Origin of the sequence: Neisseria sp. HMSC069H12 (genome assembly GCF_001812735.1) — a bacterium.
Classification (GTDB): Bacteria; Pseudomonadota; Gammaproteobacteria; order Burkholderiales; family Neisseriaceae; genus Neisseria; species Neisseria subflava.
This window is the reverse complement of the sequence record NZ_KV810288.1, coordinates 1-22,697: the sequence shown is the minus strand read 5'-3', so window position 1 is coordinate 22,697 and position 22,697 is coordinate 1. Positions and strand designations below refer to the sequence as shown.

The following is a 22,697-nucleotide window of genomic DNA, read 5'->3' as shown; positions in this document are numbered from 1 at the left end:
AGGCCGTCTGAATATTTTTCAGACGGCCTTTTCTTTTTATTAGTAAAACCTTTTATGTTTGGATATATTGATACGGTCTTGGACAGCGCGGCAACTTTGTTGAAGCTGCTGATTCAGGAAAAGAAAACTCTATCAATCTAACGCGTAAATCTAAAAGAAAGGCCGCCTAAAAGTTTGGGCAGCCTTTATTGTTTATAAACAAATAATATGTTAACCTATTGTTATCGAATAGATTTAATTATTCGTAATATCATTTCACAAAGCAAAAAGGACTCTATCTTATGAACCGTCGTCAATTTATCGGCAGCGCTGCTGCTGTTTCTCTCACCGCCGCCGCTTCTTTCGCTCGCGCTCACGACCATGCAGGCCATGCACACCATGCTGGTCATGCTGGTCACGCGCATTCTGCACCGCGCGCCTATGAAGCTGCGCGCAAAGCGGCTGCACATTGCGTTGAAGCCGGTCAAATCTGTCTGGCACACTGCATCGCCCTGTTGAGCGAAGGCGATACCTCCATGAAAGACTGCGCAGCCGGTGCTAACCAAATGTTGGCACTGTGCGGCACATTGCAAAACCTCGCTGCCCAAAATTCACGCCTGACCCCGTCTTTGGCAAAAGTGTGCATCGAAGCCTGCAAACAATGTGCTGCCGCCTGCAAAGAACACGCCGGCCACCACGCTGAATGCAAAGCCTGCTACGAATCTTGCTTGGCTTGCATTAAAGAATGCGAAAAAATTGCCGCTTAATCAATATTAAAAAAGGCCGTCTGAATTTCAGACGGCCTTTTATTTTGCTATTTTGTTCATGCTATTCGGCTGCAAGCTCTTGCTCATTCAGCAGTTTTTTCCGAACAATTGCAGGATTGCCCGCAGCCACGCAATAAGGCGGCACATCTTTGGTGACCACCGAACCTGCACCGATTACCGCGCCCTTGCCGATGGTAACACCGCCCATGATAATCGCACGCCGACCAATCCAAACATCATCTTCAATCACAATCGGGCTGATATCTGTATAACCTTCAAAGCGGCGGGTTTCAGGGTTGAATTTGTGGTTGATCGAATAAAACAGGCATTCCGGCCCCATCATCACGTTCTTGCCGAGGGTCAAACCGTGGCAGATTTCGCAATTTACGCCGATACCCGAATTATCGCCGACTACTGTATCCGGAAAAACGTATCCACCTTTTTCAATATTGACGTTTTTACCGATGTTTGGAGAAATGCACGCAGCCAAAGCAGCACGGAATTTTTGCGCAATTCTGCCGAATGGTTTGCAATAAGACGGAGGCAACATCCCTCCCCAAACACGCAAAATGCACGTCAATATCCTTTTCCACATTAATTCCGCCTCCTGTTCGTACAAGCGTAAATATTATTCAGACTATTATTCTTCTTAAAGTTTCACATCTAGAGGAGGTTTTACATCCTCTTTTCAGTTAGATTACAATCTGACCGCATAATATTTGGTTTGAGATTCTATTCTAAACTGTTCTCGTCTGTTGCGAAACTGCCCTGCATACAAAATATCCTCTTGACGAAACAGCCAAAAATAGCGAAAATCCCACGCTTAACTGAAGTACAGGCAAAACCCCTGTGCCCGCTTAATCGAAAGGAAATCAAATGAAACAAGGTATTCACCCGAACTACCACGAAATCAACGTTACCTGCTCTTGCGGCAACAAATTCGTGACCAAATCCGCAATGGAAAAAGACAGCTTCAACGTTGAGGTTTGCTCTCTGTGCCACCCTTTCTACACCGGTACTCAAAAAATCGTCGACACTACCGGTCGTGTGGACAAATTCAACAACAAATTCGGCAACCTGTTCAAACGCTAATTGCCGCTTTGTCAAAAAGACTGCTTCGTGCAGTCTTTTTTGCATTCAGGCCGTCTGAAACATTTCTTTCAGACGGCCTGAGCCTTTTGTCATCAACCGAATGCCATATCATTCCCAATATTCGATAAAAACGAGCCGTAAGCATTATTTTACAAAGCTCTCCGGTCCGGCATATCGCGCAAACCCGTCAAACCCTGTACCATTGCTATTCAAACCAACCGTTTTTTGACCTTCCATGCTGACTTACACACCGCCCGATCCGCGCCGCCCCCAAAAAACCCATGAAAAACCATGGCTTCTGCTGCTGATGGCCTTTGCCTGGCTGTGGCCGGGCGTGTTCTCGCATGACTTGTGGAACCCTGCCGAACCCTCTCTCTTTACCGCCTCCGAGTCCATGAAAAACGGCGGCAGCCTGCTGATTGCACAAATCTTCGGCCAACCCGATTTCACCATCTCCCCTGCTTTTTTGTGGGCGGCAACTGCATTCCAAACCCTGTTTTCACCTTGGGCGGCCGATGCCTATGATGCCGCGCGTTTTGCCGGCGTGGTATTTACCGCCATCGGACTGACAGCCTGCGGTTTTGCCGGTTTCAACTTTCTCGGCAGACACCACGGCCGCAGCGTTGTCTTAATCCTTATCGGCAGCATCGGTTTGCTGCCCATCGCCCACTTCCTCAATCCCATGTCGGCCGCTTTTGCCGCATTTGGATTGATTCTGTGCGGCTTTTCACTGGCACGCTGCCGCGTCATTATCGCCATTTTACTGTTGTGCGGCGGCTGGGTTTTACTCTCCCTTTCCTCAGGCTACCTGCTGACCGCGGCCATGATGTTTTTGGCACTTTCCCTGTCGTTCCATTCCACTTGGCAAAGCAAACGCTATCTGCTGACTCTGATTGGCGCCATCGTCGTTTCCCTGCCCCTGCTGATTCTGTATCCGCTGGTTTTATCCAAAACCAATCCCGAATGGTTTGATATTTGGTTCAACCATTATTCCTTAGGCGTATTCGGCGGCTTCCATCAGATTCAGACGGCCTTCAGCCTGCCCTATTATCTGAAAAACCTGCTGTGGTTTACCCTGCCTGCTTGGCCACTGGCGGCATGGACGCTCAGCCGCACGCGTATCCACGATAAAAACTGGGGCATTCTGAGCCTGTCTTGGCTGGTTATCATGACAGCCCTGCTCGCCATCAACCCGCAACGCCTGCAAGACAACCTCGTTTGGCTGTTGCCGCCGCTCGCCCTGCTCGGCGCGGCACAATTGGACGGCCTGCGTCGCGGCGCAGCGGCATTTATCAACTGGTTCGGCATCATGGCATTTGGTTTGATTGCCGTCTTCCTGTGGCTGGGCTTCTTTGCCATGAACTACGGCTGGCCTGCCAAACTGGCCGAACGCGCCGCCTATTTCAGCCCGTATTACATCCCCGACATCGACCCGATTCCGATGGCCGTCGCCCTGCTGTTTACCCCGTTGTGGTTCTGGGCGATTACGCGTAAAAACATCCGCGGCCGCCAAGCCGTGACCAACTGGGCAGCCGGCGTTACCTTGGCTTGGGCCTTGCTGATGACCCTGTTTTTACCGTGGCTCAACGCCGCCAAAAGCCATGCGCCGGTGGTTCACCAAATGGAAGCCGCGCTTTCTTCCGAATTGAAACAGAAACTTTCAGACGGCCTCGAATGTATCAGCATCGACGGCCAAGACCAGCGCACACGCATCGCGTGGACACAATACAGCCATATTAAAACCACGACCGACAACCCGTCCTGCCGCTACCGCCTCATCCGCCAAGCCGCCAACATCGGCGCACCTTCGGGTTGGCAAACCTTGTGGCAAGGCGCAAGACCGCGCAACAAAGCCGAGACTTTCCTATTGCTGGAAAAAACTGCGGCGCAATAAATCACACCAGCCTCAAAACTGAACATTCCCAGTGCAACAAAGGCCGTCTGAAAGAACTTTTATCCTTTCAGACGGCCTTTGACTCACTTTAACACCGCTTCCCGTACAATGGCCTTTTTCCCTTATCTGCCTAAAAATATGAAACCCAACCGCCTTTTGCCCCTCGTCCTCTTATTGACCGCCCTCTCCGCCTATGCCAAAGATTTCATCATCTACGACCGCATGGACTACGTCGATAAACCTGACCTGACCGCCGACAAACTCTCCAAAGTGTTCTTGGTTTACGAAAGCGAGCTGGTCAAACCCGATCCGACGGGCAAACGCAAACACGGCGTACTCAACGAAGCGCGCATCCGCGAATTGGCCAAGCAATCGCGCCGAGAAGGCTACCGCACCATTTCTACCGACATCGAAAGCTGGTTTGCCGGAAAAGACGGCCAGCTGCTGACACCCGACGAATTGAAAACCGACTTCGCGCGGATGTACCAAATCTTCAGAGAAGAAAACCCGCGCGCCATCATCAGCAACTACGGCATGCCTTCCGAACACCTGCACGGCATCCGCCACTACCGCCCCAACGTTGACAACGAAGCCATTTTGGCTAAATGGCGGCAAGTCAGCAAACGCCGTGCGCCTACCGCCGCCATCAGCGACTATGCCAATCCTGTGTTCTACATCACTTCCCCCGATTTGGTGCAATGGGAAAAAGACGTGAAAACCGCCGTTGACGACATCCACCAACGCTTTCCCAACAAAAAAATCATCGGCTACATCTGGCCGCAATATTATTCGGCCACCAACAGTCCTTATTTCAAACAATTCATCGACCCCGTCCGCTGGCGCAAAATGCTCGAAATCAGCAAAAAATACACCGACGGTGTGATTATCTGGTCGGACAAGCGCGATGAAAACAACCAAATCGTGCGTTGGAACGATCCGCGCATCCAAGCCACGATGAAAGCGACTCAAGCCTTCATCAATGCCAATGCAAAAGAAATCAAGGTAGAAGGTTTGCAGAAATATTAAAAATAAGGCGGGTATGTTTGCCCGCCTCTTTATATACCTACACAGCTGTCTGTATGTTTGACACAACACGCTGCAAAACGACCGTGCCACCAACGCTTCTGCATTCTTTCACACGTTTTTACCCGTTATTCCTAAGCGCAGGCCGTCTGAAAATTGCCCGAATATCCAATACCCTTTACAATACCCGTAATTAAAATACATTTTTTGACACCCCTCTCCTGCATGAGTTCCACACCCTTCATCGAAATGAAAGACGTTGCCTTCGCATATGGCGACCGTCCTATTCTGAACAATATCAACTTCAGCATTCCACAAGGCAATTTCGCCGCCGTAATGGGTGGTTCGGGCAGCGGTAAAACCACGCTGATGCGCCTGATTACGGGTCAAATCCGCCCGCAATCGGGCAAAGTGCTGATTGAAGGGCGCGATTTGGCCGCATTTTCGGCGCAGGAGCTGTACGAACACCGTCGCCGCATGGGCGTTTTATTCCAACACGGCGCATTGTTCACCGACTTATCCGTCTTCGACAACATCGCTTTCCCCATGCGCGAGCTGACAGATTTGCCCGAAGCGGTCATCCGCGATTTGGTGGTGTTGAAACTGAATGCAGTCGGTTTGCGTGGTGTTGAAAACCTGATGCCTTCCGAGCTTTCCGGCGGTATGTCGCGCCGCGTCGCCCTTGCACGTACGATTGCGCTCGACCCTGAAATCATGTTGTATGACGAGCCTTTCACCGGCCTCGACCCGATTTCTCTAGGCGTCATTGCCCACCTCATCAGCCGTGCCAACAAAGCCCTGCGCTCAACCAGCGTGATGGTAACGCATGATATTGAAAAATCGCTGGAAATCGTCGATCAAGTCATTTTCTTGGCACACGGCGAAATCATGTTCTCCGGCTCGCCCGAAGAAATGCGCGAACTCGACTCGCCTTGGGTACGCCAGTTTGTCGGCGGTTTGGCAGACGGCCCTGTCGCCTACCGCTATCCGGCGCAAACGACTTTAAAACAAGACTTGCTGGGCTGATGTTCAGACGGCCTGAAACTTAAACAAGGCCGTCTGAAAACCATTTAACCAATCAACTGAAACCTATGAATTTTATCCGTTCCGTCGGGGCAAAAACCCTCGGCTTCATCCAATCGCTGGGCAGCATTACGCTGTTTTTCCTGCAGATCCTGGCCAAATCAGGTACGGCGTTTGCCCGTCCGCGCCTGAGCATCCGCCAGGTTTACTTTGCAGGCGTGTTGTCTGTCCTGATTGTCGCCGTCTCCGGCCTGTTTGTCGGCATGGTATTGGGCTTGCAGGGCTATACGCAGCTGGCAAAATTCAAATCCGCCGATATTTTGGGCTATATGGTTGCCGCTTCCCTGTTGCGCGAATTGGGTCCCGTATTGGCAGCTATTCTGTTTGCCAGCAGCGCGGGCGGTGCCATGACCAGCGAAATCGGCTTGATGAAAACCACCGAGCAGCTTGAAGCAATGAACGTGATGGCGGTCGACCCTGTGGCACGTGTGGTTGCGCCGCGCTTTTGGGCGGGCGTGTTTTCCATGCCTTTGCTGGCTTCGATTTTCAACGTTGCCGGTATTTACGGCGCGTATTTGGTCGGCGTCGAATGGCTGGGTTTGGACGGCGGTATTTTCTGGTCGCAAATGCAAAACAACATCACCTTCCATTACGACGTACTCAACGGCTTAATCAAATCCGCCGCTTTCGGCGTAGCCGTTACGTTAATCGCCGTACATCAGGGCTTCCACTGCGTACCAACCTCCGAAGGTATTTTGCGTGCCAGTACACGCACAGTAGTGTCTTCCGCCCTGACCATCCTCGCTGTCGACTTCATGTTGACCGCATGGATGTTTACCGACTAAAGGCCGTCTGAAACGACACTTAAAAAGAATGAAACAAGGACAATAGCACATGAAAAAAAATGCTTTGGAATTTTGGGTAGGGCTGTTTGTCTTACTGGGCGCGGCCGCTATCGGCTTTCTCGCCTTCCGCGCCGCCGGCGGACAATCGTTCGGCAAATCCTCTCAAACCTACACCGTCTATGCCGATTTCAGCGACATCGGCGGCTTGAAAACCAACGCTCCGGTCAAATCCGCAGGCGTACTGGTGGGCCGTGTTGCCTCCATTCAGCTCGACCCTAAATCCTATCAGGCAAAAGTCGCCCTCAATCTGGACAGCCAATATCAGTTCAGCAGCGACGTTTCCGCACAAATCCTGACTTCAGGCCTGTTGGGCGAACAATACATCGGCCTGCAACAAGGCGGCGATACTGATTCTTTGGCGGCAGGCGATACCATTACCGTCACCAGCTCCGCCATGGTTTTGGAAAACCTTATCGGCAAATTCATGACCAGCTTTGCCGAAAAAAACGCAGACAGTGAATCTGCCGGTCAAAACAAACAATAAACACATATCAACCCAATATTCAGGACACTCCCATGAAAAAAACTTCCTTCATCAGCGCATTGAGCATCGGCGTATTGAGCATCAGCATGGCATTTGCCTCTCCTGCCGACGCAGTCAACCAAGTCCGTGAAAACTCCGTTCAAGTGCTGAAAATCCTCAACAGCGGCGAGGCCAACACCGCACGCCAAAAAGCTGAAGCCTACGCCATCCCTTACTTCGACTTCCAACGCATGACCGCTTTGGCCGTCGGCAACCCATGGCGTACTGCGACTGACGCACAAAAACAAGCGTTGACCAAAGAGTTCCAAACCCTGCTGATCCGCACCTACTCCGGCACCATGCTGAAATTCAAAAACGCCAAGGTCAACATCAAAGACAACCCTGTCGTAAACAAAGGCGGTAAAGAAATCGTTGTCCGCGCCGAAATCAACGTTTCCGGCCAAAAACCGGTCAACATGGACTTCACCACCTACCAAAGCGGCAACAAATACCGCGCATACAATGTCGCAGTCGAAGGCGCAAGCTTGGTTACCGTATACCGCAACCAATTCGGCGAAACCATCAAAGCCAAAGGCATCGACGGCCTGATTGCCGATTTGAAAGCCAAAAACGGCGGTAAATAATCCACCCCTGCACCATGCCTCCTGATGTTCAGACGGCATGGTGCCTTACATCATAAAGACACCATGCAAACAGAAATCCGCAACGGCACGCTCTACATCAGCGGCGACGTTACCGTCAAAACCCTGACTGCCTCCGCCTTTGCGCGCTACGAACAACAATGCCGTCTGAAAGAAACAGACAGCATAGACTTCAGCCAAGTAGGCAAAGCAGATTCAGCCTGCGTTTCCCTGCTGCTCAACGCTCTGCGCCGGACAGACAAAAAACCGACCATTCAAAATATTCCCGATTCCGTCCGCGCACTGGCCGAACTTTACGAAATCAAAGACTGGTTGCAATCATGAAAAAAACCACCGCTTCCCTCTGCCTCCTCATCAGCCTTGCCTCCGCTCCCGCACTGGCCGAACGCAATCCGGCCGACCCTTACGAAGGCTACAACCGTACCGTTTCCAAGTTCAACGACAAAGCAGACAAATACGTCCTTTCCCCTGTCGCACGCGGTTATCGCAAAGTAACGCCCAAACCGGTGCGTACCGGCGTGAGCAACTTCTTCAACAACCTGCGCGATGTCGTCAGCTTCGGCAGCAATGTTCTGCGCCTTGACGTCAAACGCGCCAGCGAAGACCTCGTCCGCGTCGGCATCAACACCACCTTCGGCCTTGGCGGTTTAATCGACGTAGCCGGTGCAGGCGGCGTACCCAACAATAAAAACACCCTCGGCGACACCTTCGCCTCATGGGGCTGGAAAAACAGCAACTACTTCGTCGTCCCCCTATTCGGCCCGTCTACCGTACGCGATACCGTCGGCAACGCCGTCACCACCGTCTATCCGGTTAAAAACGCCGTCTTCCACACCAGCGCAGGACGCTGGGGCACAACCGGCCTGCAAGCCATCAACACCCGTGAAGAACTGCTCGACCTGACCGACAGCCTCGAAGGAGCAGCCATCGACAAATACAGCTACACACGCGACCTTTACATGAAAGTCCGCACCCAACAAACCGGCGGCACGCTCCCTCAAAGCGAAGACGACAATATCGACATCGATGACTTGGTGGACAGCAACACCACTTCCGAACCGGTAGCACCCCAATCCGCTCCGGCAGAAATCCCTGATACAGCCAATCCCCAAACCCTGTATCAAACACCATCAGAAAACCCCTGATTATTCCCAAAAATAAAGGCCGTCTGAAATTCAGACGGCCTTTATCCCCCAAAAGATAGCCAGTCTACCACCTTTGCTATATCATTCAACTATACAGAAACCAAGGAAAACACCATGTACGAAGTCAACCGCAGCGTCTTCCTGCTTATCCCCCTCGATCCTTTTTGGAACTGGCTGAAATCCCTGCCCGGCAATCACTTGGACGGCCTGACGCTTGAAGATATCCAAGCCGATGCCAATTCCTACCTCGTTCGCCCGTGCGAAACCGCCGACGAAGTATGGGACGAGATCGAAGCACGCTTTGAAGACATTTTTGCTGCCGAACTGGCCGACTGGTGCGAAGACGAAAGCGAATGGCCGGATTTGGACGCCGACATTTTCAACGAATGGTTCGACATCCAACTCTCCACCGTGATTACCGACCTCGAACACGAACCCATCGCACGCGAAGAGTTCCAACCCATCAATCTCAACTGATGAAACTGACCGTCCGCAACTACCACCTCGACGGCTACGGCCACGTCAACAATGCGCGCTATCTTGAATTTCTCGAAGAAGCGCGCTGGACGTTTTTTCAAGAGCATGACCTTCTGTCCGAACTCAAAGGCATCATGCTCGTTGTTGCACGCGTTGATATCCGCTATCGCCGCCCGTCGCTTGAAGGCGATGTTTTAACCTTTACAGGCCGTCTGAAAGACATTGGCACACGCCACATCATCCTCAGCCAAACCGCGACTCTGCCCAACGGCAAAGCCGCCATCGAAGCCGAAGTTACCCTTATGCCCGTCAGCAGCGAAAGCGGTCGCAGCATCAGCGTTCCCCAAACCTTAGCACACGCAATTCAAAACCTCGAATCATGAAAAAAATACTCACACTCCTTGTCATTGCCACGATTGGCGCGCTTCTTACCTTCGTCCTTATCCCCAGCAACAAAGCCGCCCCTGATTTCGCCCTGCCCGACCTGCAAGGCAAAACCATTACCAACGCCGATTTAAAAGACAAAGTTACCCTCATTAACTTCTGGTTTCCCTCCTGCCCCGGCTGCGTGAGCGAAATGCCTAAAATCATCAAAACCGCCCAAGACTATCAAGGCAAAAATTTCCAAGTCCTCGGCATTGCCCAGCCCATTGACCCTATTGAGAGCGTCCATCAGTACGTCAAAGAATACGGCATTCCCTTCACCGTCATGTACGATGCCGACAAAACTGCCGCAAAAGCCTTTGGCACACAGGTTTACCCTACTTCCGTCCTGATCGACAAAAACGGTAACATCCTCAAAACCTACGTCGGCGAACCCAATTTCTCCCAACTTTATCAAGAAATCGACCAAGCCCTCGCCCAATAAATCCAAGGCCGTCTGAAACCATATTTCAGACGGCCTAAAACCGAAATATCCTTTATAATAAGCAACATTTTATCCGTTCAGACACCAAGCTCCTCTATTAACAAAGGCCGTCTGAAACAACCGAATACCCATAAGAGAACATCATGAAATTTATCGACGAAGCAAAAATCGAAGTCGCCGCAGGCAAAGGCGGTAATGGCGCAACCAGTTTCCGCCGCGAAAAATTCGTACCCCGCGGCGGCCCTGACGGCGGCGATGGTGGCAAAGGTGGCAGCGTTTGGGCAGAAGCCGACGAAAACACCAACACCCTCGTCGAATACCGCTTCGTCAAACGCTACCAAGCCAAAAACGGCGAAAAAGGCCACGGCTCCGACCGCTACGGCGCAGGTGCAGACGACATCGTCCTCAAAATGCCCGTCGGCACCCTCATCCGCGACCTCGACACCGACGAAATCGTTGCCGACCTCACTTATCACGGTCAACGCGTCTGCCTAGCCAAAGGCGGCAAAGGCGGCTTGGGCAATATCCACTTCAAATCCTCCGTCAACCGCGCCCCGAAACAATCCACACCCGGCGAAGAAGGCGAAACCCGTTCCCTGCAACTCGAACTCAAAGTCCTCGCCGATGTCGGCTTATTAGGCATGCCCAACGCCGGTAAATCCACCCTGATTACCGCCGTATCCGCCGCACGTCCCAAAATTGCCAACTACCCCTTCACCACCCTGCATCCAAACTTGGGCGTCGTGCGCATCGACGAAAACCACAGCTTCGTCATGGCCGACATCCCCGGCCTGATTGAAGGCGCGGCAGAAGGCGCAGGCCTCGGCCACCGCTTCCTCAAACACTTATCACGCACCGGCTTACTGCTGCACGTCGTCGATTTGGCGCCCTTCGACGAAACCGTCAACCCCGCCGGAGAAGCCCTTGCCATCATCAACGAATTGCGCAAATACGACGAAGAACTCTACGGCAAACCGCGCTGGCTGGTGCTGAACAAACTCGACATGCTCGATGAAGAAGAAGCCCAAGCGCGTAGCGCCGCCTTCCTCGAAGCCATCGGCTGGGACTACCCGAAACCAGACGACCGCTTCCAATTCGACATGGAAACCCCGCGCCTCTTCCAAATCAGCGCCCTGACCCACCAAGGTACGCAGGAATTGGTACACCAAATCAACCAATACCTGACCGAGAAAAAACGCATCGAAGCTGAAAAAGCCGAAGCGGATCAGGTTGAAATAGAAACCACAGAAAAACAACCTAAAACAAATACGGAAATTCTTAAGGCTGAATAATTTTTTAGTAGTCTAAATTTGGTTTAGACTATCCGAAAGATGTAATTTTTTAATAAAATTACGAACCCAGAAAGGATTTTGGAATGAAAAAAGTATTAACCTTAATAGGCTCAGCAATTCTGCTATCAGCCTGCAACTTGGAGGATGGAAAAATGTTTGATTCAGCTTATGACTTTCACGGACTGCCCAAAGCAGAAAGTGACCCTGTTGTAACGGAGAATCCGAAAAAGCATCAAAAATACGAATTGACGGTTACGTTTAAAAATGCACCAGGAAAATTTGAAATTTCCAGACTGGTAGAAAACTATGATGCAAAGAATTGTATGATTACCACCAACCGTGCAGCTGGCGCAACCGCGTATGCAGTTTACCAACCTGAATTTACCTTAAAAAAAATCAGCGATACAGTTTATCAAGGGGAATTTTATACCGACAGGCCTTTGAATGAAGACTATTTTGGTCAGGGAGTGTGTTTGTGGGAAAATTATGGTGTTTCTCTAGAATTCAAAGCTGATAACAATAAAAAAAGTACCCTTTTTTCAGCATATATTGACGATACCGTATGGAAAAATATGGCAGAAAAAGGTACAACAGCAAACTTAATCTACTATCACCAAAAAGCAGATTATCCAATTGCTACTTGGTTAGATAGTGAAACTGGTCTTGTTTCCAGTGGAGTTACAGCAGAACAAGCGCAACAAAGAGGCATTGATTTAAAAGATGCATTTAGTATTGAACTTGAAATACGGAGAGCCTAAATATGAAAACGCAAAATTATCTTGCAACTGCTGATTTAGCTTATAAAAATCTAAAAGAAGGTCAACATATTCGAGGAATTGATAATGTAGAATATGAAGTTGTCAAATCTCTCCATACTAAATCTGGCTACGACGGCTATGTCCTATACAGAAAAGACACCAATGAACTAGTTGTTACTCATAGAGGTACATGGCCCGAAAAAAATACAAAAGCCACAGATATACTGACCGATTTAGGCATGGCAGTCAATCAAGGAAACAATCAATATCCCGATGCCAAGAAATTGACAGAAATAGCTATATCATTAACTCAAACACGTTATCCAGGAGCCGTAATTCACCAGTCAGGACACTCTCTCGGCGGAGCTCTAGCACAATTGTGCGGCTACAATTATGGCCAAAGAACCGAAACATTCAACGCCTACGGTGCGGCTAATCTGCAAGAAAAACAACCAGGTAAACAATCTAATGCCCAATTAATCACAAACCACGTCCGCGGTATGGATCCCGTAAGCGCTGCCAGTCCGCATTTAGGTAATGTTAAACATTACCTGAATAAAACTGAACAGATAGTATTGTATCTAGGTGGCTTTGGCAAATTGAACATAGCCCCAAACCGTACATGGGCAGTTGCAATAACTGGTGCTGGCTACAGTCATGGACTCAACAACTTCAAAAATGGTGGTTTATCTACTGAAGACCATACCTTTGCCTTAGATAATATACAACTGATTAAAGAATTCCGCACAGAATTTGAAGAAGAAGCTCGAAAAGTAGGAAAAGATATTAAATTTATAAAAGATATAATGAATGATGCCATTAACTGGGGTAAAAAAACATTAAACCTTTCAGAGAATTCAAACATATCAGAAGACCAATTTGCCCGACTTTTTGCCAACGAAGCAACTAATAGTAATCTTCTTGCAAAAGAGCAGGATACTATAAATAATCTTGCTTCAGCTTCCTCTGCCACAAAAAGACCACAATCTAAGTATGATGAAGTCAAAGGTATGCTGCGAGGCCTTATCAATGATACTGATGGTTCATATGCTCAAAGGGTACTTGCAGAACATCCTGAGCAGGTTGCTCTTTTTGACGAAAAAATCCGTCAAAATGTAGCGCTAAACCAAGATAGACAACAAGAATTAGTAGCTGAGAAGAGTCAAGCGTTCCAGCATGAAGAGCAACAGAGAGTCTTTTCTCGATCATTCGGCTAATTTAATTTTCTACTAAACTTCCTTTAGAACTTTAATTTATCTTTTCCCTAAAAATCTCAAAAATCAAATGACCAAGGAAGAGGTTAAAATTTTAGTTCTATAGGAAGCCTAAAAATAAATTATTTAATTAATAAAACTCTCCCATGACCACCATCTACAACACCCTTACCCGCCAAAAAGAGCCCTTCACCCCCATCGACCCTAAAAACGTGCGTATGTACGTTTGCGGCATGACCGTTTACGACTATTGCCACTTGGGCCATGCCCGCGTGATGGTTGTGTTTGACATGATTGCCCGTTGGTTGCGCGAGTGCGGTTATCCGCTCACTTATGTGCGCAACATCACCGACATCGACGATAAAATCATTGCCCGTGCGGCTGAAAACGGCGAAACCATCGGCGAACTGACCGCGCGTTTCATTCAGGCTATGCACGAAGATGCCGATGCTTTGGGTGTGTTGCGTCCGGATATTGAGCCGAAGGCAACGGAAAATATTCCGCAAATGATTGCCATGATTGAAACCCTGATTCAAAACGGCAAGGCATATTCTGCCGCAAACGGCGACGTTTACTATGCCGTGCGCGAGTTTGCCGCTTACGGACAATTGTCGGGCAAATCGTTAGACGACCTGCGCGCAGGCGAGCGTGTAGAAGTGGACGGTTTCAAACGCGATCCGCTTGATTTTGTGTTGTGGAAAGCGGCTAAAGCAGGCGAGCCGGCATGGGAAAGCCCTTGGGGCAACGGCCGTCCGGGTTGGCATATTGAATGCTCCGCCATGAGTGAAAACCTGTTCGGCGATACTTTCGATATTCACGGCGGCGGCGCGGACTTGCAGTTCCCGCACCATGAAAATGAAATCGCCCAAAGCGTCGGTGCCAGCGGTCATACCTGCGGCCACGACCACGCGCAAACCCACCACGGTCAAAGCATCGCCAGCCACGTCAAATACTGGCTGCACAACGGCTTCATCCGTGTGGACGGCGAAAAAATGTCCAAATCGCTGGGCAACTTCTTCACCATCCGCGAAGTGTTGAAACAATACGACCCTGAAGTCGTGCGTTTCTTCATCCTGCGCGCCCACTACCGCAGCCCGTTGAATTACTCCGACGCGCATTTGGACGACGCAAAAGGTGCGCTGACCCGTCTGTACACCACATTGAAAAACACACCAGCGGCTGAGTTTGATTTATCTGAAAACGCCAACGACTACACCTGCCGTTTCTACGCCGCCATGAACGACGATTTCGGTACGGTCGAAGCGGTTGCCGTGTTGTTTGAACTGGCAGGCGAAGTGAACAAAACCAATGATGCGCACCTCGCCGGCTGCCTGAAAGCTTTGGGCGGTATCATCGGCCTGTTGCAACGCGATCCGATTGAATTCCTGCAAGGCGGTGCTGTTTCAGACGGCCTGTCCAACGAGGAAATCGACGATTTGATCGCCCAACGCAAACAGGCACGCGCGGATAAAAACTGGGCGGAATCCGACCGCATCCGCGACCTTCTGAACGAACACAAAATCATTCTGGAAGACAATGCCGGCGGTACGACTTGGCGCCGCGGTTGATTTCATGGCATAGATAAAAGGCCGTCTGAAACTGTTTTCAGACGGCCTTTTATTTTGCTATTTCCAAAAGGGCGCAAACATCGCGCCCTTTATGTAAAACATCATTTCATTTATGCGCCGAATACTTTCAGACGGCCTTCGATGGGTTGGAAGTTTTTTTCACCGGCTGGAGCCGCGATACCGCCGATCACCATTTGCGCACGCAACAACCAGCTTTCCGGCAAGTTCCATTCTTTGGCAATGGCCGCATCAGGCAACGGATTGTAGTGTTGCAGATTGGCGCCGACACCGGCAGCCGCCAATGTTGTCCAAACAGCATATTGAACCATGGCATTTGCCTGATCCGCCCAGATCGGGAAGTTGGCCGCATAAGATGGGAACTGCTCTTGCAAGCCTTTGACAACATCTTGATCTTCAAAGAACAAAACTGTCGCCGCGCCTGCTTTAAACAAATTCAGTTTTTGTGCAGTAGCTTCAAACTGCTCGGCAGGAACAATTGCACGCAACGCTTCTTCGACAAAATGCCACACTTTGGCATGTTCTTCGCCAAACAATACAACCACTCGGGCAGATTGCGAATTAAAAGAAGACGGCGTATGCAAAACGGCGTGTTCGATGATTTTGGTTACTTCCTCATTGGACAGAGGCAGGGTATTGTTCAATGCATAGATAGAACGACGGGTTTCAGCAGCTTGTTGCAAAACAGAATAAGTCATGATCTTTTCCTTAAATTAATCTTTATCTTTACCAAAAACGTTATCCAAAGCCCACGCTCCGCCGCCGGCTACTGCCAGATACAGGAACACAAAACAGAACAAAACGGCAGATTCGCCATGGTTGGCCAATGGGAACAAAACATTACCAGAAGACGCGTGTGCCATAAAATAGGCGGCAGCCATCTGACCGGACAAAATAAACGCGGCCGGACGGGTGAACAGGCCCAATATCAATAAGATACCGCCGACAATTTCCAAAATACCGGCCACCAGCATCAAGCCTTCAGGTGCGCCGCCCATGGACATCGGAAAACTGAAAAACTTGGCTGTGCCATGCAGCAAAAACAGATACGCCGCAACAATACGCAAGACAGACAATACAACCGGTTGGAATGATTTGAGGGCTGACATCTTAATAATCCTTATTTTAATGGCTACCTGAAAGAGGTAGGGAGCAATTTCAATAAGTGCAGTATAGATAATTCCCAGTAAGAGATATATACTAAAATTATTGATACAACGTTTCCTAATAAGAAATCATGGATACCCTATTCAGCCTAAAAGTTTTCCGCCAAGTGGTTCAAAGCGGCAGTTTTACCCGTGCCGCCAATCAGCTCGACATCTCCACCGCCATGGCCAGCAAACACGTCAGCCATCTGGAAAACACCATTCAAGCCAAGCTCTTACACCGCAACAGCCGCAACCTCCACCTGACCGAAGCAGGCGAAGAATACTACCGCCAATGCAGCTACGCGCTGGATACCTTGGACACCGCCGCCCAAAAAGCGGCAGGCGGCGCCGACACGCCGCAAGGTATGTTGCGCGTAACCATGCCCCTGTGGTTTGCAGGCGGTAATATGAGCGCATGGTTGGCCGAATACCGCCAGCGTTATCCCAAAGTCACGCTCGACCTCGTCCTCGACAACCGCCATATCGACCTTATCGCCGAAGGCTTCGATCTCGCCTTGCGCGTTTCCAAAACCCCCTCCTCTTCGCTGATCGTCAAACCGCTGGCCAAAATCGAGTTCGTTCTGCTTGCCGCCCCCGACTATCTTGCCCGACACGGCACACCCGATACACCCGAAGCCGTCATGCAGCACCAAGCCATCCTGCCTTCCTATACCAGTCAACAAGACCAGGAAATTACCCACCGCGCTACCGCAGAAAAAGCCATTCTCCATCTCTCCCCGGTTATCCGCAGCGACAACACATTGATGATCCGCGAGCTGATTAAAGCAGGCGCAGGCATAGGCTATCAGCCCCTTTGGGCAGTTCAGCAGGAATTGAAGGACGGCACATTGATCCAACTCCTGCCCGATTACACCATCTGGGCAGACCAACTGAACGCCACTTATGTCGACAGGGCCTTTCTCAGCGCGAAAGTACGCAGCTTTATCGACTTTCTCAATGAAAAAATATCGGAAGGATAAACATCAAGGCCGTCTGAAACACTTTTCAGACGGCCTTTAATCAAAGCAACAATCCAATCAATAATTGGTCGAGCAGAACTGTTCGCGTTTGTCCGCATCGGCGGCATAGCATGTCAAACCCATGCCTGACGCATTGCTGTTGTTCGCTTTCGCACCCGGTTTCTTGTTCACCAAAACCTTACCGTTTTTTCCGATTTCCACGGTTACGCCTTTGCCGTTTTTCAGCTTCCATTTCAACACTTGTGCATCGGCACTTTGACACTTGCTGACCGTACAGCCGCCTTCTGTCGCAACATTGCCGTTTTTATAAATCACGCACTGCTGCTGGCTGTCGGTACAGGCCGCATACGCAGCAACGGAGAAACAGGAAATCAACGCGGCAAACAAAACAGGTTTCATGGTTTGAACTCCTTGGGTTGTGATGATGGATTTGTAATATTTGGAACTATACGCTTATTTGCAGATACCCACTACAAAATGTATCGGTAACATTCAACGGGCGCATTACTATATCCATTCCACCAATTATCTCATTCGCCCCATACGATAAAGGCCGTCTGAACATCACTTTTCAGACGGCCTTCAATTGGTTTTCTACCTTAACGCTTCAACTTCGCAAACGCATCCGCCATCGCCGAATTGGTTGGGGCGCGGTCGTTGCGTTGGGGTTTGCGGTCGCGGCGTTCCTGATGTCGGGTTTCAGACGACCTGTTGCCTTTGGTTGCGCCGCCCGGTTCGTCATCCAAGCGCATGGTCAGCGCGATGCGTTTTCTGGCGGTATCGACTTCCAGCACTTTCACTTTCACCACGTCGCCGGCTTTCACCACTTCGCGCGGGTCTTGGACGAACTTGTTGGACAGGGCGGAGATGTGCACCAAGCCGTCCTGATGGACGCCGATGTCCACGAACGCGCCGAAGTTGGCGACGTTGGAAACCACGCCTTCGAGTATCATGCCGACTTGCAAGTCGCTGATTTCGTCGATGCCTTCGGCAAATGAGGCCGTCTGAAATTCGCCGCGCGGGTCGCGGCCGGGTTTTTCCAGCTCGGACAGAATGTCCAGAATAGTCGGCAGGCCGAAGCGTTCGTCGGTGAAGTCGGATGCTTTGATTTGCTTCACGCGCTCGCGGTTGCCGATGAGTTCGGCGGCGGTAATGCCTTGTTGCGCCAGCATTTTGGCGACGACGGGATAGGCTTCGGGGTGGACGGCGCTCGCGTCCAGCGGCTCTTTGCCGCCGTTAATCCGCAAAAAGCCTGCCGCCTGCTCGAAGGTTTTTTCGCCCAAACGCGGTACTTTCAGCAATTTTTTGCGGCTGTCGAACGCGCCGTTTTCATCGCGGTAGGCGACGATGTTTTGGGCAAGGGTTTGATTCAAGCCGGAAATCCGCGCCAAGAGCGGGGCGGAGGCGGTATTCACGTCCACACCGACGGCGTTCACGCAGTCTTCGACCACCGCGTCCAGCGATTTGGCGAGCTGGCTTTGGTTTACGTCGTGCTGATACTGCCCCACGCCGATGGATTTGGGGTCGATTTTGACCAACTCGGCGAGCGGATCTTGCAGCCTGCGGGCGATGGACACTGCGCCGCGCAGGGAAACGTCCAAGTCGGGGAACTCGCGCGCCGCCAGTTCGGACGCGGAATAAATCGACGCGCCGGCTTCGGAAACGACGATTTTGTGCAGGCTGCTTTCGGGCATTCCACGCACCAGTTCGCCCGCGATTTTGTCGGTTTCGCGGCTGGCGGTGCCGTTGCCGATGGCGATGAGTTTCACGCCGTGCTGCTTAATCAGGCGCGACAGCGTTGCCAACATATTGTTTTCTTGATGCAAATAGACAATAACGGTATCCAGCAGCTTGCCCGTATCGTCCACTACGGCACATTTCACGCCGTTGCGGTAGCCGGGGTCGAGGCCCAAAGTGGTCAGCCGTCCGGCGGGCGCGGCGAGCAGCAAGTCTTTGAGATTGCGGGCGAACACGGTAATCGCGTCGGTGTCGGCGGCTTCTTTCAGACAACCTAAGACTTCAAGTTCCAGCGACAAAAAGATTTTCGCGCGCCAAGTCAGGCGCACGGTGTCGCGCAGCCATTTGTGGCCGTCTGAAACCTTGAAGCGGCGGGCGATGATTTGCTCGTATTCGCTTTGCTGGGTAATCGGCGTGTCGTCGGGCTGGAATTTGAGCGCGATGTTCAACACGCCTTCGTTGCGACCGCGCAAAACCGCCAGCGCGCGATGGCTGGGCATGGCGCGGACGGGTTCGCGGTGGTCGAAATAATCGCTGAATTTTTCGCCTTCGGTTTCTTTGCCTTCAACGACTTGCGCATGGATTTCGGCTTCGTTCCACAGCTTGTCGCGCAGCGTGCCGATGAGTTCCGCGTCTTCGGCAAACTGCTCCATCAGAATCGCGCGCGCGCCGTCCAGCGCGGCTTTGGTGTCGGGAACATTTTCGTTCAGGTAGCCTTGCGCGGCGGCTTCCACATCCTGCGGCTGCTCGGCAAGCAACACGTCCGCCAGCGGCTGCAAACCGTGTTCGCGCGCGATTTGCGCTTTGGTGCGGCGTTTGGGCTTGTAGGGCAGATACAGGTCTTCCAGCGCGGTTTTGTTGTCGGCAGCTTCGATTTGCGCCCTGAGGTCGTCTGAAAGCTTGCCTTGCTCTTCAATGCTTTTTAAAACAACGGCTTTGCGCTCCTCCAACTCGCGCAGGTATTGCAGCCGCTCGGCAAGCTGTCGCAACTGCGTGTCGTCCAGCCCACCCGTGGCCTCCTTGCGGTAGCGGGCGATAAACGGCACGGTCGCGCCGTCGTCCAAAAGCTCGACGGCAGCGGTGATTTGCGCGGCGGTGGCAGAGAGTTCTTGAGAGAGGATTTGGGTGATGTTCATGGGGGTCCTTTTGATGGGTGCAGGGTCCTTTTGATGGGTGCAGGCTGCTTTTTGGGGTGCAGGTTGAAATGAAATTTTCAGGTAGCCTGAAAGGTTATTTTTGAGGATTTTGTTTGTGTTCCCAAGTTTCAAGTAAATAAATTGCCAGTGCTCCTGATAAATTAACGGCTAATTGTGCATGACGGGGCTTGGGATTAACTCCTATTTTTCCCTTACCGTGCGCATCGCTTAAACGGTTTCGTAATGCACCTAATCCTTCAATGGTAGCAGTGCAGCCACCTAGTATTTGCTTGAAAATATCTTCCGTATGTTGTGATGGTGCAAGGTTGAGATATTCGGCTGTTTGTTTATACAGTTTTTGTAAATCCTGTCTGTTATCGTAAGTAATTTTTGCTTCATCTAAGATATATTTGCATACACTTTCTATCAGTGTTCGTGCAGATGTAATTGCTCCTTCTGGGTCATCAATCCGTCTTTCGAGAGCCTTTTTCCAAGCATTTTCTATATGTATAGCATCGAGTTTTTTAATGCTTTGATTGATTAATTCATCAGAAGGACAAGTCTTGCTATAACTAAATTCTATAAAATTCAATAATGGTTCAAATTCTTTATAAATAAACTCTCTACGTTCCGCATATGTCTCAAATCGTGGTGCTTTTATTTCATTCCAAAATTGATGTAAATCTCTGCATGTAATTAAAAAACTTGGAATGTATTTTTCAAACCCTTTTTTTGAGATAAATAATTGCCTTAGTTGCAAATATTGTGCATTTGATTCCCTTTCGTTGACGGATGTAATTCCACCAGTAGCACGAGAAATTAATAAATTTTGTAGACTTTGCGCTTGAATTAATAAATCTTGCATTTTTATACCTATTTGTTCATTTAGTCTATTCACCTCAGGCGGCTTGAATATACAGTAAAGCCTCAACGCTTTAAGCGTGGCAATATTGTCTATTCCTATCTGACGAGATATTTGTGCTAAAAGGTTTTATTTGAGTAGTATATCTCGTTTGCTCAAGGTAATAATTTTCGAGATATGGTGTAGGGAAGGTCGTCTGAAAAAGTGATTATAGTAAATTAAAAATAAAATAGTACAATACTCAACTTTGAAGGTCTAACCATGGCATACTCTGCGGATTTAAGAAACAAAGCTTTAAGTGTAGGAACACGTTGCGTTGTTTACACCACAGGTTGAGAAAAATAAGCCTGCATAATGTACAAGTCCAATTTTTCGGTAAAAATAATCGTGTTGTGCTACACAACAACTCAGCCTTAAAAAATACTTTTATTGAATTTAAAGGCAATAACGGAACCTTCAGCATTGGAGAAAAAGCCGGTATTTTCGGCACATTTCGTGTTGGCCATGATTGCAACATTAAAATTGGTAATGGCGTAACTAGCACCAATCCCGTTTATGTAACTTGTGCCGAAAAAACCAATATCCATATCGGCAATGATTGTATACTGGCTACCAACAACCAAATCCGTACCGATGATTCGCATGGTATCTATGATTTAGACACCGGCAAACGACTCAACCGTTCCAAAGATATTTTTATCGGTGACCATGTGTGGCTAGCCTATGGCGCAACCGTGTTAGGTGGTGCACATATTGGTAACGGTTGTGTGTTGGGGGCATTTTCTCTAGCCAAGAAACAGTTTCCTGAAAACTGTGTACTGGCTGGCGTGCCTGCAAAAGTGGTGCCGCCCTCTTTTGCTCAATAATCCATACGCAGAAGATGAAATTGCTTATCCGGATATATAAGAAATCCTAGCGTTTTTTTTTACACTTTTCCTTTTCTGCCTGAAGATCAATTTTAGGATTTTAGGTATTGTTAAAAATGACGAATGGCACGACAACATAGTTCTTGATAATCCGAAATCCTAAAACAATCCTTTCAGGCAGAAGATAAAAGCCGTTTTGCATAAGAGTGTAAGCAACCCATCAATTTCCAACTGAAACAATTCATAATTTATACTTTAAAATATAGATAGGCCGTCTTGAACACTTTCAGACGGCCTGAGACCTTTGCAAAAAAGCCTTTCCTCCAACAGCCGAAATCCAAACACAGATTTTCGGCTGTTTTTGTTTCAAATATTCACTGATTCTACTCAAATATCTCCTTAATCCCCCTTGGATACCTGATTAATCAGGTATCCGACTGCCTTTTAGGCAGCTACAGGCGCACTTAGCCTGTTGGCGGCTTTTAAAAGGTTCAAACACATCGCCTTCAGATGGCTTTGCGCACTCACTTTAATCAGCCGCCCGGGCATAGCGGAATTTACGGTGCAGCGTACCAAAGCTCTGTTCGACCACATAATGGGTCTTCGACAAATATCGGTTACGTTTGGTTTGCACTTCCGTCAGCGGACGGTTGCGGTGGGCTTTGCGCATAATGCCGTCCAACAACTGATGTTCTTTCAGATGTTGCCGGTTTTCCGCGCTGTCGTAGCCTTTGTCGGCATAGACGGTCGTACCTTTGGGTAATCCTTCCAACAAAGGCGATAGGTGTTTGCACTCATGGGTATTGGCGGGAGTGATGTG

At 49.8% G+C, this 22,697-nt stretch carries 25 protein-coding genes and 1 pseudogene; 19 read left to right on the top strand and 7 right to left on the bottom strand.

Annotation, left to right across the window (positions count from 1 at the left end; genetic code table 11):
- Positions 1-281: 281 nt before the first annotated feature.
- Positions 282-746, top strand: a complete 465-nt coding sequence (locus tag HMPREF2872_RS07805; protein ID WP_070632729.1) for a four-helix bundle copper-binding protein — start codon at positions 282-284, stop codon at positions 744-746.
- Between the two features lie 61 nt (positions 747-807).
- Here the strand turns inward: HMPREF2872_RS07805 and HMPREF2872_RS07800 are convergent, their stop codons facing one another.
- Positions 808-1,341, bottom strand: coding sequence for an acyltransferase (locus HMPREF2872_RS07800; RefSeq protein ID WP_070632727.1), 534 nt, complete (start codon positions 1,339-1,341; stop codon positions 808-810).
- A 281-nt stretch (positions 1,342-1,622) separates the two neighbouring features.
- Here HMPREF2872_RS07800 and rpmE point away from each other — a divergent pair, with 281 nt between their 5' ends.
- From rpmE to cysS, 16 genes are all read left to right on the top strand, one after another.
- Complete coding sequence (gene rpmE / locus HMPREF2872_RS07795) at positions 1,623-1,838, top strand: 50S ribosomal protein L31 (protein WP_003681847.1); 216 nt, start codon at positions 1,623-1,625, stop codon at positions 1,836-1,838.
- Positions 1,839-2,073: 235 nt separating this feature from the next.
- The gene (locus HMPREF2872_RS07790; protein ID WP_070632725.1) at positions 2,074-3,732 is read left to right on the top strand and encodes an ArnT family glycosyltransferase; all 1,659 of its coding nucleotides are present in this window, start codon (positions 2,074-2,076) and stop codon (positions 3,730-3,732) included.
- Between the two features lie 108 nt (positions 3,733-3,840).
- Complete coding sequence (locus HMPREF2872_RS07785) at positions 3,841-4,758, top strand: hypothetical protein (RefSeq protein WP_070632723.1); 918 nt, start codon at positions 3,841-3,843, stop codon at positions 4,756-4,758.
- Between the two features lie 222 nt (positions 4,759-4,980).
- Complete coding sequence (locus tag HMPREF2872_RS07780) at positions 4,981-5,781, top strand: ABC transporter ATP-binding protein (RefSeq protein WP_070632722.1); 801 nt, start codon at positions 4,981-4,983, stop codon at positions 5,779-5,781.
- A gap of 65 nt (positions 5,782-5,846) precedes the next feature.
- On the top strand, positions 5,847-6,623 hold the full coding sequence (gene mlaE / locus HMPREF2872_RS07775; protein WP_003683792.1) for a lipid asymmetry maintenance ABC transporter permease subunit MlaE: 777 nt from the start codon (positions 5,847-5,849) through the stop codon (positions 6,621-6,623).
- Between the two features lie 49 nt (positions 6,624-6,672).
- Positions 6,673-7,167, top strand: a complete 495-nt coding sequence (gene mlaD / locus HMPREF2872_RS07770; protein ID WP_049329454.1) for an outer membrane lipid asymmetry maintenance protein MlaD — start codon at positions 6,673-6,675, stop codon at positions 7,165-7,167.
- A gap of 32 nt (positions 7,168-7,199) precedes the next feature.
- Positions 7,200-7,790, top strand: coding sequence for an MlaC/ttg2D family ABC transporter substrate-binding protein (locus tag HMPREF2872_RS07765; protein WP_070632720.1), 591 nt, complete (start codon positions 7,200-7,202; stop codon positions 7,788-7,790).
- Between the two features lie 63 nt (positions 7,791-7,853).
- Complete coding sequence (locus HMPREF2872_RS07760; RefSeq protein WP_036493932.1) at positions 7,854-8,132, top strand: STAS domain-containing protein; 279 nt, start codon at positions 7,854-7,856, stop codon at positions 8,130-8,132.
- Positions 8,129-8,953 (top strand): MlaA family lipoprotein, encoded by an 825-nt coding sequence (locus HMPREF2872_RS07755; RefSeq protein WP_070632718.1) that lies wholly within the window; start codon positions 8,129-8,131, stop codon positions 8,951-8,953. The genes HMPREF2872_RS07760 and HMPREF2872_RS07755 overlap by 4 nt, the downstream gene beginning before the upstream one ends.
- Positions 8,954-9,067: 114 nt before the next feature.
- Positions 9,068-9,430: a hypothetical protein gene (locus HMPREF2872_RS07750; RefSeq protein ID WP_003681812.1), complete on the top strand. Its 363-nt coding sequence runs from the start codon at positions 9,068-9,070 to the stop codon at positions 9,428-9,430.
- Positions 9,430-9,813, top strand: coding sequence for an acyl-CoA thioesterase (locus tag HMPREF2872_RS07745; protein ID WP_003681810.1), 384 nt, complete (start codon positions 9,430-9,432; stop codon positions 9,811-9,813). Before HMPREF2872_RS07750 ends, HMPREF2872_RS07745 begins: the two co-directional genes overlap by 1 nt.
- On the top strand, positions 9,810-10,298 hold the full coding sequence (locus HMPREF2872_RS07740; protein ID WP_070632716.1) for a peroxiredoxin family protein: 489 nt from the start codon (positions 9,810-9,812) through the stop codon (positions 10,296-10,298). The genes HMPREF2872_RS07745 and HMPREF2872_RS07740 overlap by 4 nt, the downstream gene beginning before the upstream one ends.
- A 143-nt stretch (positions 10,299-10,441) precedes the next feature.
- Positions 10,442-11,590: a GTPase ObgE gene (gene obgE, locus HMPREF2872_RS07735; protein WP_070632714.1), complete on the top strand. Its 1,149-nt coding sequence runs from the start codon at positions 10,442-10,444 to the stop codon at positions 11,588-11,590.
- A gap of 83 nt (positions 11,591-11,673) precedes the next feature.
- Positions 11,674-12,348, top strand: a complete 675-nt coding sequence (locus HMPREF2872_RS07730; RefSeq protein WP_003683730.1) for a hypothetical protein — start codon at positions 11,674-11,676, stop codon at positions 12,346-12,348.
- 2 nt (positions 12,349-12,350) lie between these two features.
- Complete coding sequence (locus HMPREF2872_RS07725; RefSeq protein ID WP_070632711.1) at positions 12,351-13,565, top strand: Tle-like phospholipase domain-containing protein; 1,215 nt, start codon at positions 12,351-12,353, stop codon at positions 13,563-13,565.
- A gap of 143 nt (positions 13,566-13,708) precedes the next feature.
- Positions 13,709-15,130, top strand: coding sequence for a cysteine--tRNA ligase (cysS, locus tag HMPREF2872_RS07720; RefSeq protein ID WP_070632710.1), 1,422 nt, complete (start codon positions 13,709-13,711; stop codon positions 15,128-15,130).
- A 110-nt stretch (positions 15,131-15,240) separates the two neighbouring features.
- Here cysS and HMPREF2872_RS07715 read toward each other — a convergent pair whose 3' ends face one another.
- Together HMPREF2872_RS07715 and HMPREF2872_RS07710 are read right to left on the bottom strand one after the other, a co-directional pair.
- On the bottom strand, positions 15,241-15,846 hold the full coding sequence (locus HMPREF2872_RS07715; RefSeq protein ID WP_070632708.1) for a nitroreductase family protein: 606 nt from the start codon (positions 15,844-15,846) through the stop codon (positions 15,241-15,243).
- 15 nt (positions 15,847-15,861) lie between these two features.
- Complete coding sequence (locus HMPREF2872_RS07710; protein ID WP_070632706.1) at positions 15,862-16,257, bottom strand: DoxX family protein; 396 nt, start codon at positions 16,255-16,257, stop codon at positions 15,862-15,864.
- A gap of 128 nt (positions 16,258-16,385) precedes the next feature.
- Here HMPREF2872_RS07710 and HMPREF2872_RS07705 point away from each other — a divergent pair, with 128 nt between their 5' ends.
- Complete coding sequence (locus tag HMPREF2872_RS07705; protein WP_070632703.1) at positions 16,386-17,276, top strand: LysR family transcriptional regulator; 891 nt, start codon at positions 16,386-16,388, stop codon at positions 17,274-17,276.
- 57 nt (positions 17,277-17,333) lie between these two features.
- Here HMPREF2872_RS07705 and HMPREF2872_RS07700 read toward each other — a convergent pair whose 3' ends face one another.
- The 3 genes from HMPREF2872_RS07700 to HMPREF2872_RS07690 form a co-directional block, all read right to left on the bottom strand.
- Positions 17,334-17,675, bottom strand: coding sequence for a hypothetical protein (locus tag HMPREF2872_RS07700; RefSeq protein WP_003683849.1), 342 nt, complete (start codon positions 17,673-17,675; stop codon positions 17,334-17,336).
- Positions 17,676-17,875: 200 nt separating this feature from the next.
- The gene (locus HMPREF2872_RS07695; RefSeq protein ID WP_070632701.1) at positions 17,876-20,149 is read right to left on the bottom strand and encodes a Tex family protein; all 2,274 of its coding nucleotides are present in this window, start codon (positions 20,147-20,149) and stop codon (positions 17,876-17,878) included.
- 94 nt (positions 20,150-20,243) lie between these two features.
- Positions 20,244-21,014 (bottom strand): abortive infection family protein, encoded by a 771-nt coding sequence (locus HMPREF2872_RS07690; protein WP_070632784.1) that lies wholly within the window; start codon positions 21,012-21,014, stop codon positions 20,244-20,246.
- Positions 21,015-21,322: 308 nt separating this feature from the next.
- On the opposite strand from HMPREF2872_RS07690, the gene HMPREF2872_RS07685 reads away from it, so the two are divergent.
- Entirely contained in the window at positions 21,323-21,877 is a 555-nt protein-coding gene (locus HMPREF2872_RS07685) for an acyltransferase (RefSeq protein ID WP_168164758.1), read from the top strand.
- Positions 21,878-22,321: 444 nt separating this feature from the next.
- Here HMPREF2872_RS07685 and HMPREF2872_RS07680 read toward each other — a convergent pair.
- Positions 22,322-22,697, bottom strand: a pseudogene (locus HMPREF2872_RS07680) (transposase); the annotation flags it as partial.

Coding starts and splice junctions, on each gene's coding strand:
- HMPREF2872_RS07805 (WP_070632729.1), top strand. CDS start 282: ATGAACCGTCGTCAATTTATCGGCAGCGCTGCTGCTGTTTCTCTCACC.
- HMPREF2872_RS07800 (WP_070632727.1), bottom strand. CDS start 1,341: ATGTGGAAAAGGATATTGACGTGCATTTTGCGTGTTTGGGGAGGGATG.
- rpmE (WP_003681847.1), top strand. CDS start 1,623: ATGAAACAAGGTATTCACCCGAACTACCACGAAATCAACGTTACCTGC.
- HMPREF2872_RS07790 (WP_070632725.1), top strand. CDS start 2,074: ATGCTGACTTACACACCGCCCGATCCGCGCCGCCCCCAAAAAACCCAT.
- HMPREF2872_RS07785 (WP_070632723.1), top strand. CDS start 3,841: ATGGCCTTTTTCCCTTATCTGCCTAAAAATATGAAACCCAACCGCCTT.
- HMPREF2872_RS07780 (WP_070632722.1), top strand. CDS start 4,981: ATGAGTTCCACACCCTTCATCGAAATGAAAGACGTTGCCTTCGCATAT.
- mlaE (WP_003683792.1), top strand. CDS start 5,847: ATGAATTTTATCCGTTCCGTCGGGGCAAAAACCCTCGGCTTCATCCAA.
- mlaD (WP_049329454.1), top strand. CDS start 6,673: ATGAAAAAAAATGCTTTGGAATTTTGGGTAGGGCTGTTTGTCTTACTG.
- HMPREF2872_RS07765 (WP_070632720.1), top strand. CDS start 7,200: ATGAAAAAAACTTCCTTCATCAGCGCATTGAGCATCGGCGTATTGAGC.
- HMPREF2872_RS07760 (WP_036493932.1), top strand. CDS start 7,854: ATGCAAACAGAAATCCGCAACGGCACGCTCTACATCAGCGGCGACGTT.
- HMPREF2872_RS07755 (WP_070632718.1), top strand. CDS start 8,129: ATGAAAAAAACCACCGCTTCCCTCTGCCTCCTCATCAGCCTTGCCTCC.
- HMPREF2872_RS07750 (WP_003681812.1), top strand. CDS start 9,068: ATGTACGAAGTCAACCGCAGCGTCTTCCTGCTTATCCCCCTCGATCCT.
- HMPREF2872_RS07745 (WP_003681810.1), top strand. CDS start 9,430: ATGAAACTGACCGTCCGCAACTACCACCTCGACGGCTACGGCCACGTC.
- HMPREF2872_RS07740 (WP_070632716.1), top strand. CDS start 9,810: ATGAAAAAAATACTCACACTCCTTGTCATTGCCACGATTGGCGCGCTT.
- obgE (WP_070632714.1), top strand. CDS start 10,442: ATGAAATTTATCGACGAAGCAAAAATCGAAGTCGCCGCAGGCAAAGGC.
- HMPREF2872_RS07730 (WP_003683730.1), top strand. CDS start 11,674: ATGAAAAAAGTATTAACCTTAATAGGCTCAGCAATTCTGCTATCAGCC.
- HMPREF2872_RS07725 (WP_070632711.1), top strand. CDS start 12,351: ATGAAAACGCAAAATTATCTTGCAACTGCTGATTTAGCTTATAAAAAT.
- cysS (WP_070632710.1), top strand. CDS start 13,709: ATGACCACCATCTACAACACCCTTACCCGCCAAAAAGAGCCCTTCACC.
- HMPREF2872_RS07715 (WP_070632708.1), bottom strand. CDS start 15,846: ATGACTTATTCTGTTTTGCAACAAGCTGCTGAAACCCGTCGTTCTATC.
- HMPREF2872_RS07710 (WP_070632706.1), bottom strand. CDS start 16,257: ATGTCAGCCCTCAAATCATTCCAACCGGTTGTATTGTCTGTCTTGCGT.
- HMPREF2872_RS07705 (WP_070632703.1), top strand. CDS start 16,386: ATGGATACCCTATTCAGCCTAAAAGTTTTCCGCCAAGTGGTTCAAAGC.
- HMPREF2872_RS07700 (WP_003683849.1), bottom strand. CDS start 17,675: ATGAAACCTGTTTTGTTTGCCGCGTTGATTTCCTGTTTCTCCGTTGCT.
- HMPREF2872_RS07695 (WP_070632701.1), bottom strand. CDS start 20,149: ATGAACATCACCCAAATCCTCTCTCAAGAACTCTCTGCCACCGCCGCG.
- HMPREF2872_RS07690 (WP_070632784.1), bottom strand. CDS start 21,014: ATGCAAGATTTATTAATTCAAGCGCAAAGTCTACAAAATTTATTAATT.